This is a genomic window from Rhodanobacter sp. Col0626 (genome assembly GCF_049994385.1).
Taxonomy (GTDB): domain Bacteria; phylum Pseudomonadota; class Gammaproteobacteria; order Xanthomonadales; family Rhodanobacteraceae; genus Rhodanobacter.
This window is the reverse complement of sequence record NZ_CP188260.1, coordinates 880,999-896,189: the sequence shown is the minus strand read 5'-3', so window position 1 is coordinate 896,189 and position 15,191 is coordinate 880,999. Positions and strand designations below refer to the sequence as shown.

Genomic DNA, 15,191 nt, shown 5'->3' with positions numbered 1-15,191 from the left:
TTCGCAGTGTCTACAAGGATTGTTCCATGCGCCTTACTATTTTAATCATCGGCCTTACCATCTCCTGCCACACTTTGGTGGCGATAGCATCCTCACACGAGGATAAAGCCTCTACCGCCATTGCTGAAAGCTGGATTGGCCACGACGCGAGCGTGTTACTTACCCAGTGGCCAGTCGATAGCGGTTTCACAACGTCAGAAGTCACCAAGACTAATGAAACCGCATACTCCTATACCTTCGGTCAGGACGCTTACGTACACTCCTATGACGTCTCGGATGGCTGGGCACCCGTTGGCACGGGTCCTCAAGGTGAACTCGTCATGCAAGAAAGCTTGCATACAGAAAGGGAATACGTTCCTCAGAAAATTGATTGCACGATCACATTTTATGCTGATGAACAAGGAATCATCCGGCGTTACGAATACGACGGCAACGCTTGTCGACGTTTTCTCAGGTATTGGGGTGAACCAAAATCCTGATATTTAGCAAGTTCAACTGAAACAACCCTACATTTAATAGCGCAGGAAGCCATCATGAAATCACCTCTTTTGAGCATTATCATCATCATTTTGATCACTTCGTTCGCCACGGCCCACGCTCAGCAGACCCGCCATGGCGTCGTTACGGCGATCCAGTCAATCGACAATCGAGGCAAGGACGAGACCACCGCGACAAAAACCAAACGCAAGATTGGCGGGATGCTGGGAGGGCTCGGCGGCACGCTGTTTGCGGTCCGCGGTGGCGAAGCTGGCCACATGCTTGGCGCTGGTGCCACGCAAGCCGGACAGCAGGCGGGCGACAATCTTGCCGCCAAAGTCGGGGATCAAGGGCCTGCGGCGCATTACATGGTGAAACTGCGGCTTGATGGCGGGAAAGTCCTTCCAACCGTGCAAGAAGCACAGAACATCAAGGGGCTCCACGAAGGCAGTAAAGTTCGTGTAGAAGGAACCGGGGCAAATACCCGACTTTTCGCGGACTGAGTTCAGGAGGTTTCCCCAAGCCTTTGGATTGCCGTGTCTTAGGTGCTGCAGCACCTAAGACACGGTGGCTAAGAGCCTATTTAAAGCCTGCATTTTCCTGCCATGTGACGTGATGGACGTACTGCTCCAAGACATTCGTTATTCTTCGAGAGCTCAATCAATTCGCTAAAAAACTGTAGACAAGCGGCGCATAGATACCAATTCGGCATTCGCAAGGATTCATTTTTAGCCCGGACAAATTCCATGGATCAAACAAGCCTGACAGCCACGTCAAAGCGCCTGCTTTCCTCGCTGATTCTTTCTCTGGTCATGATCACCTCCGCCTGTGGCTCATCTATGAAAAGTCCTGACATCAAGCTGAATCCGCATCCGAAGATGCGCTACGAAATCACCATGACCATCCAGGGCGCGCCCAGGCCGTTCGATGAAATCAGTGGGTTTGTCCAGTACAAGGTGTCGAACGACCGCTGCGTGCCATTGACTCCCATCAGTGGTGCGACGCTGCCGCCGGAGAAAAGCGTTCCGCTTGAGCTATTGCATGTCAGCGACAACGTCTACAAGGGCACGATCTACGTCGATCTGCTTCAGGACGAGGCCTATTACGGCCTTGGCGTCTGTCACTGGGCGGTAGTCGCAGCCACGGCTTCACTGAAGCTCAGGAAGGTTGATTTCAGCCCTGATCTTCTCGTGGACAACATTCTGAAACAAGCGTCCGAAACCCGCTATTTCAGCAAGAAGCAATTCGAAGCGGCTGACCGCGGCGAGTCGGCACCTCCGGTAATCAGCGGCGTACTGCCTGCCGAATACAAGAATCTCAAGCCTGAGTGGCGGCAGGACATGTTCCCGGTGATCTTGTCAGCGAAGAAAGATTTCCAATGACGGCAGCTACCGATACATACGCTTTGTTGGCCCAGGATTCGTACAAGGACCACCAACTCAGTCAAATTTTTTCGATCGCAGGCATCGATTACAAGGTCCTCGACCAGACCAGCGACCCGGTCTCCGAGTATCAGGGCGTCGCCTATCAACGCGTAGGAACCGATGGCATCATCATCGCTCATCGCGGCACTGAGCAGATCGTCCGCGATGGCGTTCTTACGGATGGTGGCGTGGTCTTGGCTGGAATGAACCTGTAAACACCCGATGCCATGGCGTTACACAGCGTGTGCTCCCCAAAGCCATGCATTCGCCAGGTCACCGCATAATCCCCCCACTCCGCAAGCTTGGGCGAGAGATACAACGTGATGGCGTTGCCACATTGTTCGGATAACTTCGGATAAAACATGAATGCTCACATCGGAAGAATCGGACTCTTATGTCAATACGACTGACTTCCTTCTTGATCCTGTCTCTGGTCCTGATCACCTCTGCCTGTGGTGCCTCCATGAAAAAGCCCGATATAAAAAAAAATCCACATCCCCGGATGCGCTACGAAATCACCATCAAGATCGAGGGCGCGCCGGGAGCGTTCGATTCGGTGACTGGCTTTGTGCAGTACCGGGTGGCCAACGAGCGCTGTGTCCCGCTTCAGCCGGTCAGCGGCGCCACCGTGCCACCGGAGGACAACATCCCACTTGCGCTTACTCGCGTCAGTGACGACGAATACAGAGGTACGGTCTATAGCGACCTCTTGCAGGACGAGGACTATTACGGCCTGGGTGTATGCCATTGGTCCATGGTCGCTGTGGTCACCGAGTTGAAGAAGGGCGCAGTCAGGTTTTCCCCCGATCTATCTTCCGACGAATTGGCCAGACAAGGCTCAAAGACCACCTATTTCTGGAAGGGGGACTATCTGGATGCCGGCACTGAACGTTCGGAAATCGGCAACACGCAACGCAGCTATTTCAAGCAGGAAATACAGCGCGAGCTGTTCACCGTGACGCTGACATCAAAGGAAGCCTTCCAATGACTATCAGCTCGGATGACTACGCTCTCCTGTCACAGGATTCGTACGAGGATCGCAAGCAGAACCAGAAAGTCACCCTGGGCGGGATTGTATACAAAGTCCTCAGCCACTCCAGCGATCCCGTCACCGGATATCAGGGCACCGCATACGCCCGCGTCGATACCGGTGAAATCATCATCGCTCATCGTGGCACCGAACAAATTGGCCGCGACGGAGTGTTGACCGACGGCGGCATGGTCTTCACTGGAGTAAATCTCCAGACCGCCGATGCCATGGCCTTCACGAAGAAAGTCATTGAGGATGCAAAGAGAGAAGCGGAAAAAAGCGCGCTCCCTTTGAACATCACCGTCACCGGCCACTCTCTCGGCGGCACCCTGGCGGAGATCACCGCATACAAATACGGCTTGCACGGCGAAACGTTCAACGCTTACGGCGCTGTCGACCTGCTGCAAGGTATTCCTGAAGGCGGCAGCCAGGTGATCGACCATGTTCGTGCCACCGATGTGGTGAGTGCGGCCAGCCGGCACTTCGGCACGGTGCACACCTACGCCGCACCGGAGGATATCGAGCACCTGCACATGGCAGGTTATCGGGACGACGGCGGCTTGCTGACGCCGCGCAACCCTGTCGGCGCAATCGATCTCGGCGCGCACAGCATCGACAACTTCGTGCCGGACAGCAAGACCCTCGGTCACTCGATCATCAACCCGGAAAGCGAGGCGCGCTACCGTGCGCATCACGGCATGATCGACCGCTATCGCAACGATGTCATGGATCTTCGCACCGGTTTGTCCGCGAGCTGGGAGATACCCAAGGTGGCCGTGGAGACTGGTGCTGCGCTGGGCCGAGTCGCTGCTCATGAAATCAAGCAAGACGTCCATGCTGTTGAACATGGTGCGCAGTACGTCGCTCATGAAGCAGTGCAAGGCATGCACGCTATCGAGCGGGGAGCGCAGCATGCGGCGCAAGCAGTCGAACACACGGCCAGGAGCGTAGCGCATACCGTCCACGACAATGTGCTGCAAGGTATTCACGCGACGGAGCGTGCCTTATCCCAAGGAGCTCATGCCGTCGAACATGGCGCTCAGCATGTTGCCCATGAAGTAACGCAAGGCGCGCGTGCCGTCGAGCATGGTGTGCAGCATGCAGCGCAGGCCGTCGAGCATGCAGCGGAAAATGTCGCGCATACGGTCGGCGAAAATGTTTCGCGCGGCGTGCACGCTGCGGAACATGCCGCGCAATCCCTGGCCACTGAAGCATCACAGGCATTCGATACGCTGCGTCATCCCGGCTCGTGGTTCGACAACAAGCCGACACCGGCCGCGGGCCCGCAGCGGCTGGACCACACTACGCACCCGGATCACCCGCTCTACCAGCAGACGCGCGACGCCGTGCATCGGCTGGATGCCGAACACCATCGAACACCCGATCAGCTCAGTGACAACCTCGCCGCCGCCCTCGTAGTGGCCGCGCGGCGCGATGGCATGCAGGTGGTCAACCACGTCGTGCTCAGCAATGACGCGGCACGGACCTTTGCCGTGCAAGGTGAATTGAATTCGTCGTTCAAGCAGATCACCCATGTGGAAACGGCAAAGGCCAGCAACACATCCATCGAACAGAGCAGTGCCGCATGGCAGAGCACCATGCAAGAGAAGCAGTCGGACCCTGCGCACGCGCCACAGATCGCGCAGGAGGAGCGAGGCCAACAATCACCCCACCCTGCAATGGGCCTGTAGCCTGCTTCACCGAGCAACGTCGTACGCCCGATCGGCACGGCGACCATTTGGTGGCACTGGTCATGACAGATCGCGCCAGGTCCATCATCTCGCGCTCGGCAACAGCGCTTCGCGCACACTTGCATGCAGGATCAACTCCGGTCACCGCTGCGACAGATGACCCAGTTGCCCCTGCCCATTGCCCCATAGCCAAACAGGGAGCCTCGACCCGACTGGCGAAGTTGCTGAAGGTTCGGCGCTAAACTTGTCCGATGACGTTGCCGCCTGCCCTGCTCGACAGCCTCCGGGCCATCTTTCCTGCCGACTCGCTCGCCACCGGCGACGCGGAGCGCATCGCCTATTCCTATGACAACTCGCGACGGCATGCGTTGCCGGATGCGGTGGTGTTTCCGACGGAACACGTGCAGGTCGAGACCCTGGTACAGGCGTGCCGCGCCCACGGGGTGCCGGTGATCGGACGTGGCCGGGGTACCAATACCACCGGCGCCACGGTGCCGGTGGATGGTGGCGTGGTGGTGAGTTTCGAGCGGATGAACCGGATCCTGCGGATCGATCCGGACAATCGCCTGGCGGTGGTGGAACCGGGCGTGTTGAACGGCGATCTGCAACAGGCGCTGGCGGCGCACGGCTTTTTCTGGCCACCCGATCCATCGTCCGCGCCGTGGTGCAGCATCGGCGGCAACCTGGCCTGCAACTCGGCCGGACCGCGTACAGTGAAGTACGGCAGCCCGCGCGAGAACACGCTGGGCTTGCGCGCGGTGGCCGGTAACGGCGAAGGTTTTCGCTGCGGCACCTATACCAGCAAAGGCGCGACAGGTTATGACCTCACGCGACTGCTGATCGGCTCGGAAGGCACGCTGGCGCTGATCACCGAAGCCACATTGAAGCTCACCCCGAAACCCTCGGCCGTACGCACCTTGCGCACGACCTATCGCGACGTGGGCGCGGCGGCGCGCGCCGTGGCACGGATCATGGCGCAGCCGGTGACGCCGTGCGCGCTGGAGTTCATCGACGACGTGGCGCTGAAGCTGGCGCATGAATACGGCGGCGACAGCGTGCCGCTCGCCGGTGCGATGCTGATGATCGAAGTGGACGGCGAGGCGGAGACGCTGACCTCGGCGGTGGAGGCGGTATCGCGCGCCGCCCGTGGCGACGGACTCGATGAGTTGCGCGTTGCCGAAACCGCCGCCGAGACGCAGGCGTTATGGTCGGCGCGCAAGGCATTATCGCCGGCGCAGCGGCGCATTTCGCCGAACAAGATCAACGAGGACGTGGTGGTGCCGGTCAGCCACCTTCCGGCACTGGTCGACGGCATCAAGCAGTTGTCGGCGCAACATAACGTATTGATCGTCAGCTTCGGCCACGCCGGCAACGGCAATCTTCACGTGAACCTGCTGCCGCGCGATGACGCCGAACGCGAGCGCGCGCACGCCTGCCTGGCCGACGTGTTTGCGCTGGTGATCTCGCTGGAAGGCACGCTGTCCGGCGAGCACGGCATCGGCATGGTCAAGCGTGAATTCATGCCGCTGGCGGTGGAAGCCAACACACTGGCCCTGATGCACCAGGTCAAGGCAGCGTTCGATCCGGATGGGATTCTCAATCCGGGCAAGCTGCTGCCGTGAGCGGAAATCGCGATGACTGACCGTCTTGGCGATCTGCTCGCTGACATCCGCGCCTGCCGGATCTGCGAGCCCCACTTGCCGTTTGGCCCGCGGCCAGTGCTGCAGGCCTCGGCGACGTCGCGGTTGCTGATCGTGAGCCAGGCGCCGGGACGCAAGGTGCATGAAAGCGGCATCCCGTTCAATGACGTCAGCGGCGACCGGCTGCGTGACTGGATGGGGATCGACAAGGCGACCTTCTACGACGCCAGCCGCATCGGAATCGTGCCGATGGGCTTCTGCTTTCCCGGCAGCGGCCGCGGCGGAGACCTGCCACCGCGACCGGAATGTGCGCCGGCGTGGCATCCGCGCCTGCTTCCATTGCTGCAGCGGGTGCAGCTCACCCTGGTGATCGGTCAGTACGCGCAGGCTGGACTGCTTGGCATGTCGCGGGGCATCCGCCTCACCGACACCGTGCAGGCGTGGCGCGAACATCTCCTCCACGGGCGCCTGCCCCTGCCGCATCCGAGCCCGCGCAACCGATTGTGGCTGGTGCGCAACCCGTGGTTCGAGACCGAGCTGCTGCCGGTGCTGCGCGAACGTGTCGCCGCCGCACTGCGCACATCGACCTGACACGATCACGGAGAGGCTGTCGTGGCTAAAGCCATTCCCACAGGAAACCGGCTCTGTCTTGTGGGAGCGACTTCAGTCGCGATGCTCCTGGCCAAAACCGAGTGCAAAAGCTGTCGCGACTGAAGTCGCACCCACAGGAGCAAGGTTGTTTGAAGCGCGGCCGCGCCACCAGGCCCGTTCCGGCCTGTCGCCTACCTTCCCCCGCCTACGGGACAGGGATCTCAGGGCGATACGCGGTAGCCGCTGCTGTCATTTCCCCGCAAGTGTCGCGCGGGCGCTGCGGCGCGCCTTGCCGGTTCCCCGTGGCTTCCTCTAACCTGCCTGAATCCAATCGGCCACGGAACTTCCGCCGGCCTCGTCAGGGGACATACATGCTGGATACCCGTCTGTGAACGTCAAGCTCCGTCTTGTGGCCATGAACTTTCTGCAGTTCTTCGTGTGGGGCGCGTGGCTGATCACCATCGGGGCCTACTGGTTCCAGTACCGGCATTGGTCCGGCGCGCAGTTCGGTGCGATTTTCTCGACCATGGGCATCGCCTCGCTATTCATGCCGTCGCTGATGGGCGTGATCGCGGACAAGTGGCTCAACGCGGAAAGGCTTTACGGCCTGTTGCACATCTGCGGCGCGGTCGTGCTGTTCATCGTGCCGACGATCGACAATCCGGCCACCCTGTTCTGGGTGATGCTGCTGAACATGATGTGCTACATGCCGACGATCTCGCTGGCGATCGCGGTGGCGTACAACGCACTCAAGAGCGACGGCGCGGATGTCGTGCTGGTTTTTCCGCCGATCCGCGTATGGGGCACGGTCGGTTTCATCGCCGCGATGTGGACGGTGAGCCTGCTGCACCTGGAGACCTCGGGCGGCCAGTTCTACGTCGCCTCCGGCGCGTCGCTGCTGCTTGGGCTGTATGCGTTCACCCTGCCGAAGTGTCCGCCGCGCCTGCGCGGCCAGGCGCACACCTCGTGGCTGGATACGCTGGGGCTGACCTCGTTCACGCTGTTCAAGAACAGCAAGATGGCGATTTTCTTCATCTTCGCGATGCTGCTGGGTGCAGCGCTGCAGCTGACCAATGCCTACGGCGATACTTTCCTGCACGACTTCGCCAGCGTCGACGCATACAAGGGGATGATCGCGGTGCGGTACCCCGCGATCATCATGTCGATTTCGCAGGTTTCCGAAACCCTGTTCATCTTGGCCATCCCGTTCTTCTTCAAGCGCTTCGGCATCAAGACGGTGATGCTGATCAGCATGCTGGCCTGGGTATTGCGCTTCGGCCTGTTCGCCTATGGCAATCCCGGGCCAGGCCTGTGGATGATCGTGATGTCGTGCATCGTTTACGGCATGGCGTTCGACTTTTTCAATATCTCGGGCTCCTTGTTCGTCGAGGAGCAGAGCGACCCGGCGATCCGCGCCAGCGCGCAGGGCCTGTTCATGCTGATGACCAACGGCATCGGCGCGATCCTGGGTAGCTCGATCAGCGGCCTGATCATCGATGCCTGGTTCACCCATGCCGACGGCAGCAAGGACTGGCATGGCATCTGGACAACCTTCGCGTCGTATTCGCTGGTGGTGGCTGTGCTATTCATGATCTTCTTCAAGCACAGGCACGTTAGTGGCGTCACGACCGCCTCGGCAGACAGCCTGCACAGGGTCTGATCCGGTTCAATCCAGCGATGCCGCGGGACAGGCAAGTGCCTGTTCCCGGCGCTGACGCTACAATGCGCGGATGCGTATTGGTCCCTATCTGATCGACCCGCCGGTGGTGCTCGCGCCGATGACGGGCGTCACCGACAAGCCGTTTCGGCTGCTATGCAAGCGGCTGGGCGCGGGTCTGGCCGTGTCGGAAATGACCAACGCCGACCCACGCTTGTGGCACACGCGCAAATCGCTGCAACGGATGGACCACGACGGTGAGCCCGAGCCAGTCAGCGTGCAGATCGCCGGCTATGATCCGACGATGCTGGCCGAGGCCGCACGCTTCAACGTCGCCAACGGCGCCCAGTTGATCGATATCAACATGGGTTGCCCGGCCAAAAAAGTGTGCAACGTGTGGTCGGGCTCCGCCCTGCTGCAGGATGAGCCGCTGGTGGCTCGCATCGTGAAGGCCGTGGTCGATGCGGTAGACGTGCCGGTGACGCTGAAAATCCGCACCGGCTGGGATCGCCAGAACCGCAACGCACTGAACATCGCACGCATCGCCGAGGACTGCGGCATCGCCGCACTGGCCGTGCACGGCCGTACCCGCGCCGACAAGTATGAAGGCGAAGCCGAGTACGCCACCATTACCGCGGTGAAAGCCGCCGTGCGCATTCCAGTACTGGCCAACGGTGACGTCAACACACCGCAGCAGGCCCGCCACGTACTCGACGTTACCGGCGCCGACGCGCTGATGATCGGCCGCGGCGCGCAGGGACGGCCATGGATCTTCCGCGAGATCGCCCATTACCTGGCCACCGGCGAGCTGCTACCGGAGCCGGAACCCGCCGAAGTCGCCATCATCCTGCTCGGCCACCTCGAACAGCTATACGCGTTCTACGGCGAACAGGCCGGTGTGCGCATCGCGCGCAAGCACCTCGGCTGGTACGCAAAAGACCGGCCGGAAAACGCCGCGTTCCGCCAGGTCGTCAACCGCGCGGAAACCGCGAGCGAACAACTGCGGCTGACCCGCGATTACTTCGCCGCCCTGGCGAATGGCGAGCGGCTGGCAGCCTGAGCCGGGCTTGACTTGTGGGGGTGGCTTCGGCTGCCACAGGTCTTCTTCGGCCTTGAGCAGGGCATCGCGGCTGAAGTCGCTCCCACAGGACCAAGGGCTTCGTTTGTGGGAGCGGCTTTAGCCGCGACAGCTTTTCTTCGCGCTTGGCTAAAAGCATCGCGACTGAAGTCGCTCCTACAGTACCAAGGGCTCCGTCCTGTGGGAGCGGCTTCAGCCGCGATGCTCCTACAGGCGAACCAGACAGCAACCACACGTCCGCGAGCCGAAAACGCATGGCAGCCTTAATCTCGCTCATGCAGATTGATTGCATGACCTATCCACATATTTCGGGTTATCGCCAACTGCGCAATGGGCGACGCTCCATACCCGGTCAGCTTTATCTGCTCACCACGGTCACCCATCGCCGCCAACCACACTTCCTCGATCCCTCGCTGGCGCGCACAGCCGCACGCGTTCTCTCCACCAGCACACTCTGGTTTCCCAGTCGCTGCTTGAGTTGGGTGCTGATGCCTGATCACTGGCATGGCCTGATCGAGCTCGGCGAGGACGTCGGCCTTTCGACGACTGTCCAGCGCGTGAAGGGGGTCACGGCACACATCGTGAAACAGCAGTGCGCGTTCGAAGGACCCCTCTGGGCCAAGGGCTTCCACGATCATGCCCTGCGCCGGGACGAGTCTGTCGAGAAGGTCACTGGTTACATTATCGCCAATCCCGTGCGGGCAAGGCTGGTACGGGATCCGATGGATTATCCGTATTGGGATGCCTGTTTCATGGGTGGTGGTATCAGCGCCCACGCTCTCTGACCAAACGTGCTGGGGCGGCTTCGGCGCGGCAGTTCCCTTTCTATCCTGGCCAAAGGCATCGCGACTGAAGTCGCTCCTACAACATGGACGGTGGTTCGGGCTCCGTCATTGTGGGAGCGGCTTCAGCCGCGACGCTCCCCTTCGGTCCTGGCCAAAGGCATCGCGACTGAAGTCGCTCCTACAACATGGAGGGCGGTTCGGGCTCTGTCAGTGTGGGAGCGACTTCAGCCGCGACGGCTCTCCTTCGGTCCTGGCCAAAAGCATCGCGACTGAAGTCGCTCCTACAACATGGAGGGCGGTTCGGGCTCCGTCATTGTGGGAGTGGCTTCAGCCGCGACGGCTCTCCTTCGGTCCTGGCCAAAGGCATCGCGACTGAAGTCGCTCCTACAACATGGACGGCGGTTCGGGCTCCGTCAGTGTGGGAGTGGCTTCAGCCGCGACGGCTCTCCTTCAATCATGGCCAAAGGCATCGCGGCTGAAGTCGCTGCCGCGGGAAACATTGGCGACGAACATTGACTTTGGACGTCCATACGTCTAACTTGCGACGCGCTGATGGTAGTCATCGCTTCATCCGAATGAAGCGATGACCTCAAGGGAAGCCGGTGCAAATCCGGCGCTGCCCCGCAGCGGTATGTGGAAACGAACTCCGTCACAGGCACTGGATGCATGCATCCGGGAAGCGACGGACAGTAGGTTACGCAACACGTCCACGAGCCCGAATACCTGCCTCAGCCGGAAGCGTGCGAACGCGCTTCCGCCAGACCTGGCGTTTCCGCGGGGAAACACCGGAGCCTGCGCGTCGTCGTCCCCACGGCCTCGTGCCGGCTTCGCTTGCCCGCGGCAATACCGGTTCGCCCGCGGGGGCGAAGGTCAACGGCGCGGCGATCCTGCCGGCCATCTCCTTCGTTCCTCTTTGCCCTTCATGCAAGAGGAATATCCATGTCACTCGTTACCTACTCCGGCTTTCCGCGCGTCGGCCTGAAACGCGAACTCAAGCGCGCCCTCGAATCGCACTGGCGCGGCGACAGCAACGCCACCGCCCTGCTCGACACCGCCCGCACCCTGCGTCAACGCCACTGGCAGCTGGCGCGCGACGCCGGTGTCGATGTCGTGCCGTGCAATGACTTCAGCCTTTACGACCATGTGCTCGATACCGCCGTGCTGTTCGATGCCATTCCGGATCGCTATCGGCCGGTTTTTGCCGAGAATCAACTGGACGGCTATTTCGCGATGGCGCGTGGGCATAAACGCGGCGGCCACGACCTGCATGCGCTGGAGATGACCAAGTGGTTCGACACCAATTACCACTACATCGTGCCGGAGCTGGAATCCGGCCAGCGCTTCAGCTTGAGTGGCGACAAGCCGGTCGCCGAATTCCTTGAGGCCCGCACCTTGGGCCTCGATGCGAGGCCGGTGCTGCTCGGCCCGGTATCGTTCCTGCTGCTGTCCAAGACGGTGGACGGGAGCGAGCGGCTGGCGTTGCTCGACGCCTTGTTGCCGGCTTACACCGAACTGCTCACGCAACTGGCTGCAGCAGGCGCCGACTGGGTCCAGCTGGATGAACCGTGCCTCGTGCTCGACCTGGATGATCGCGCTCGCGCTGCCTATCGACGAGCCTATGCAGTGCTGGCTGAGGCGAACGGGCCGAAGATCCTGCTGGCCACTTACTTCGGTGCCCTGGGCGACAACCTGGCGCTGACCAATGACCTGCCGGTGGGCGGACTGCACGTCGACCTGGTGCGTGCGCCCGCGCAACTTGGGCCCGTCCTGGAGACCTTGCCGCCCGAGCGCGTGCTCAGTGTCGGCGTGATCGATGGCCGCAATATCTGGCGCAGCGCACCCGATCGCCTGCTGCCACTGCTGCGTGAAGCACGGGCCCGTGTCGGCGGCGATCGCCTGTGGCTGGCGCCATCGTGCTCCCTGCTGCATGTGCCGATCGATCTCACCGCGGAAACCGGGCTGGACCCGCAGCGACGCGCATCGCTGGCTTTTGCACGGCAGAAACTCGAGGAGTTGCGCGTCTACGCCGATGCACTGGCCGGTCAGCCCGAAGCGCTCGCCGCGCTCACGGCGCAGCAAGCCATGCTGACCGGCCAGGCCGGACTGGCTGGCGTGGTCGATGCTGGCGTACGCGCACGATTGCGCGAACTCAGCCCGCAGATCACCCTGCGCCGCTCGCCCTACGCCACGCGCCGCGTCGCGCAAGCCCGGAAGCTGGCGCTCCCACCCTTGCCGACCACCACGATCGGTTCATTCCCGCAAACCGATGAGTTGCGCAAGGCGCGCGCCGCGCATCGCAGCGGCAAACTCGGCGATGCCGCCTACGACACCCTGCTGAAACAGGAAGTCGAACGGGTGGTGCGTTACCAGGAGGACATCGGCCTGGATGTACTCGTGCATGGCGAACCCGAGCGCAACGACATGGTCGAGTACTTCGGCGAACAGCTGGACGGCTATCTGTTCACGCGGTTGGGCTGGGTGCAGAGCTACGGCTCACGCTGCGTCAAGCCGCCAGTCATCTGGGGCGACATCGTCCGTCGGGAACCGATGACCGTGGCCTGGTCGAGCTTTGCGCAATCGCTGACCAGCAAGCCGATGAAGGGCATGCTGACCGGGCCGGTGACCATGCTGCAATGGTCGTTTGTGCGCGACGACCTGCCGCGCGAAACCGTGTGCCGACAGATTGCGTTGGCCCTGCGCGATGAAGTGCACGATCTGGAAACCGCCGGCATCGGCGTGATCCAGATCGACGAGCCTGCGCTGCGTGAGGGGTTGCCGCTACGCCGTGCCGACTGGCCCAGTTACCTGGCCTGGGCGGTGGAGTGTTTTCGGATTACCGCAGGCGGCGTGCGCGATACCACGCAGATCCACACGCACATGTGCTACTCGGAGTTCAACGACATCATCGAGGCGGTGGCGGCGATGGATGCCGATGTCATCTCGATCGAAACCAGCCGCTCGCGCATGGAGCTGCTCGACGCGTTCGTGCGTTTCCGCTATCCCAACGGGATCGGCCCGGGTGTCTACGACATCCACTCGCCGCGCGTGCCCGCGCCTGCCGAGATGGGCGACCTGTTGCACAAGGCACTGGAGGTGTTGCAGCTGGATCAGCTCTGGATCAACCCGGACTGTGGCCTGAAAACCCGCAACTGGGCCGAAGTGAAACCGGCGTTGCAAAGCATGGTGGCCTGCGCCCGGCAGCTGCGTGCCGAGCGCGAACTGCCGATCTAGACCTCCGCATCAACCATGGATCCCTCCCCCCCGGGGAGGGATTTCCCGGTATGGGCTGCCGGCAGCGCGCGCTGCCTAGCGACAATCCGCTGCCTGGAACCGTCGAGACGCCGTCGCTGCGACGAATCAGCGCAGCCTGACTGCCATCCTGTCACTCCAGCGACAGCGCCCCGTGGCCCTTGCCAGGCGCCGCACCATGGCCGTCCAAACGACTGAACATGCGCCTAACCCCGCGATCATCCGAATCGGCGCAAGCTGCAAAACCGGGGATGGCGTTGTATCATGCCCGACTTCATTTATCTCTCTATCCGCACGAAAGGATATAAACCGCGATGTCCAACTACCTGTTCACCTCCGAATCGGTCTCCGAAGGCCATCCGGACAAAGTTGCCGACCAGATCTCCGACGCCGTGCTCGACGCGATCCTCGTGCAGGATCCGCGCGCCCGCGTGGCCTGCGAAACCATGGTCAAGACCGGTGTGGCGATCGTCGCCGGCGAAGTCACCACCAGCGCGTGGATCGACCTGGAGGCGCTGACCCGCAAGGTGATCGTCGACATCGGCTACAACTCCAGCGAAGTCGGCTTCGACGGCGAGACCTGCGGCGTGCTGAACCTGATCGGCAAGCAGTCGCCGGACATCAACCAGGGCGTGGACCGCAAGAACCCGCAAGACCAGGGCGCCGGCGACCAGGGCCTGATGTTCGGCTACGCCACCAACGAGACGAAGGATTTCATGCCGGCGGCGATCTACTACTCGCACCGCCTGGTCGAGCAGCAGGCGAAGATCCGCAAGAAGAAGAACTCGCCGCTGCCGTGGCTGCGTCCGGACGCGAAGAGCCAGGTCACCCTGCGTTATGAGAATGGCGTTGCCACCGCGATCGACGCGGTGGTGCTGTCGACCCAGCACGATCCGGACGTGAAGCAAAAGGATCTGATCGAGGCCGTGCGCGAGTACATCTTGAAGCCGGTGCTGCCTGCGAAGCTGCTGCACAAGGCTTCCAAGTTCCACATCAATCCGACCGGCAAGTTCGTGATCGGCGGGCCGGTGGGCGATTGCGGCCTCACCGGCCGCAAGATCATCGTGGACACCTACGGCGGCTGGGCTCGTCACGGCGGCGGCGCGTTTTCCGGCAAGGATCCGTCCAAGGTGGACCGTTCGGCTGCCTACGCGGCACGTTACGTGGCGAAGAACATTGTCGCCGCCGGTATCGCCGACCGCTGCGAAGTACAGGTGAGCTACGCGATCGGCGTGGCGCATCCCACCTCGATCTCGGTCACCACCTTCGGTACTGGCAAGATCAGCGACGAGAAGATCGAAAAGCTGATCCGCAAGCATTTCGACCTGCGCCCTTATGGCATCTTGCAGATGCTCGACCTGATCCACCCGATGTACCAGCAGACCGCCAGCTACGGCCACTTCGGCCGTACTCCGCAGCTGGTCAAGGACGCCAACGGCAAGTCCTACACCACGTTCTCGTGGGAAAAGACCGACCGCGCCGAGGCGCTGCGCAAGGATGCGAAGCTGAAGTAAGCATCATCCCGCGCCACCAGGAAACGGGCCGCTCTGTGCGGCCCGTTTCTTTTTG

At 61.6% G+C, this 15,191-nt stretch carries 13 protein-coding genes and 1 riboswitch; all 13 genes read left to right on the top strand.

The features are described 5' to 3' along the window. Window positions 1-26: 26 nt before the first annotated feature. The 13 genes from ACPPVV_RS03680 (at window position 27) to metK (ending at window position 15,136) form a co-directional block, all read left to right on the top strand. Window positions 27-479: a hypothetical protein gene (locus tag ACPPVV_RS03680; protein ID WP_426702126.1), complete on the top strand. Its 453-nt coding sequence runs from the start codon at window positions 27-29 to the stop codon at window positions 477-479. Window positions 480-533: 54 nt separating this feature from the next. Then, window positions 534-980, top strand: a complete 447-nt coding sequence (locus tag ACPPVV_RS03675) for a hypothetical protein (protein ID WP_426702125.1) — start codon at window positions 534-536, stop codon at window positions 978-980. A gap of 243 nt (window positions 981-1,223) precedes the next feature. Beyond that, window positions 1,224-1,859: a hypothetical protein gene (locus tag ACPPVV_RS03670; protein WP_426702124.1), complete on the top strand. Its 636-nt coding sequence runs from the start codon at window positions 1,224-1,226 to the stop codon at window positions 1,857-1,859. After that, on the top strand, window positions 1,856-2,116 hold the full coding sequence (locus tag ACPPVV_RS03665; RefSeq protein ID WP_426702123.1) for a hypothetical protein: 261 nt from the start codon (window positions 1,856-1,858) through the stop codon (window positions 2,114-2,116). Before ACPPVV_RS03670 ends, ACPPVV_RS03665 begins: the two co-directional genes overlap by 4 nt. A gap of 248 nt (window positions 2,117-2,364) precedes the next feature. Beyond that, window positions 2,365-2,889 carry a hypothetical protein gene (locus ACPPVV_RS03660; RefSeq protein ID WP_426702122.1) on the top strand — a complete coding sequence of 175 codons (525 nt, stop codon included), beginning with the start codon at window positions 2,365-2,367 and terminating at the stop codon, window positions 2,887-2,889. After that, entirely contained in the window at window positions 2,886-4,622 is a 1,737-nt protein-coding gene (locus ACPPVV_RS03655; RefSeq protein WP_426702121.1) for an XVIPCD domain-containing protein, read from the top strand. Before ACPPVV_RS03660 ends, ACPPVV_RS03655 begins: the two co-directional genes overlap by 4 nt. 251 nt (window positions 4,623-4,873) lie before the next feature. Continuing rightward, window positions 4,874-6,244 (top strand): FAD-binding oxidoreductase, encoded by a 1,371-nt coding sequence (locus tag ACPPVV_RS03650; protein ID WP_426702120.1) that lies wholly within the window; start codon window positions 4,874-4,876, stop codon window positions 6,242-6,244. Between the two features lie 12 nt (window positions 6,245-6,256). Beyond that, entirely contained in the window at window positions 6,257-6,853 is a 597-nt protein-coding gene (locus ACPPVV_RS03645) for a uracil-DNA glycosylase family protein (protein ID WP_426702119.1), read from the top strand. 388 nt (window positions 6,854-7,241) lie between these two features. Continuing rightward, window positions 7,242-8,513 (top strand): nucleoside permease, encoded by a 1,272-nt coding sequence (locus ACPPVV_RS03640; protein WP_426702118.1) that lies wholly within the window; start codon window positions 7,242-7,244, stop codon window positions 8,511-8,513. A gap of 70 nt (window positions 8,514-8,583) precedes the next feature. After that, window positions 8,584-9,570: a tRNA dihydrouridine synthase DusB gene (dusB, locus tag ACPPVV_RS03635; protein WP_426702117.1), complete on the top strand. Its 987-nt coding sequence runs from the start codon at window positions 8,584-8,586 to the stop codon at window positions 9,568-9,570. 272 nt (window positions 9,571-9,842) lie between these two features. Beyond that, window positions 9,843-10,373, top strand: a complete 531-nt coding sequence (locus ACPPVV_RS03630) for an REP-associated tyrosine transposase (RefSeq protein ID WP_426702116.1) — start codon at window positions 9,843-9,845, stop codon at window positions 10,371-10,373. 535 nt (window positions 10,374-10,908) lie between these two features. Beyond that, window positions 10,909-11,118, top strand: a riboswitch (cobalamin riboswitch). Between the two features lie 194 nt (window positions 11,119-11,312). Continuing rightward, window positions 11,313-13,604, top strand: coding sequence for a 5-methyltetrahydropteroyltriglutamate--homocysteine S-methyltransferase (metE, locus tag ACPPVV_RS03625; protein ID WP_426702115.1), 2,292 nt, complete (start codon window positions 11,313-11,315; stop codon window positions 13,602-13,604). A gap of 332 nt (window positions 13,605-13,936) precedes the next feature. Beyond that, on the top strand, window positions 13,937-15,136 hold the full coding sequence (gene metK / locus ACPPVV_RS03620) for a methionine adenosyltransferase (protein WP_426702114.1): 1,200 nt from the start codon (window positions 13,937-13,939) through the stop codon (window positions 15,134-15,136). Window positions 15,137-15,191: the final 55 nt, after the last annotated feature.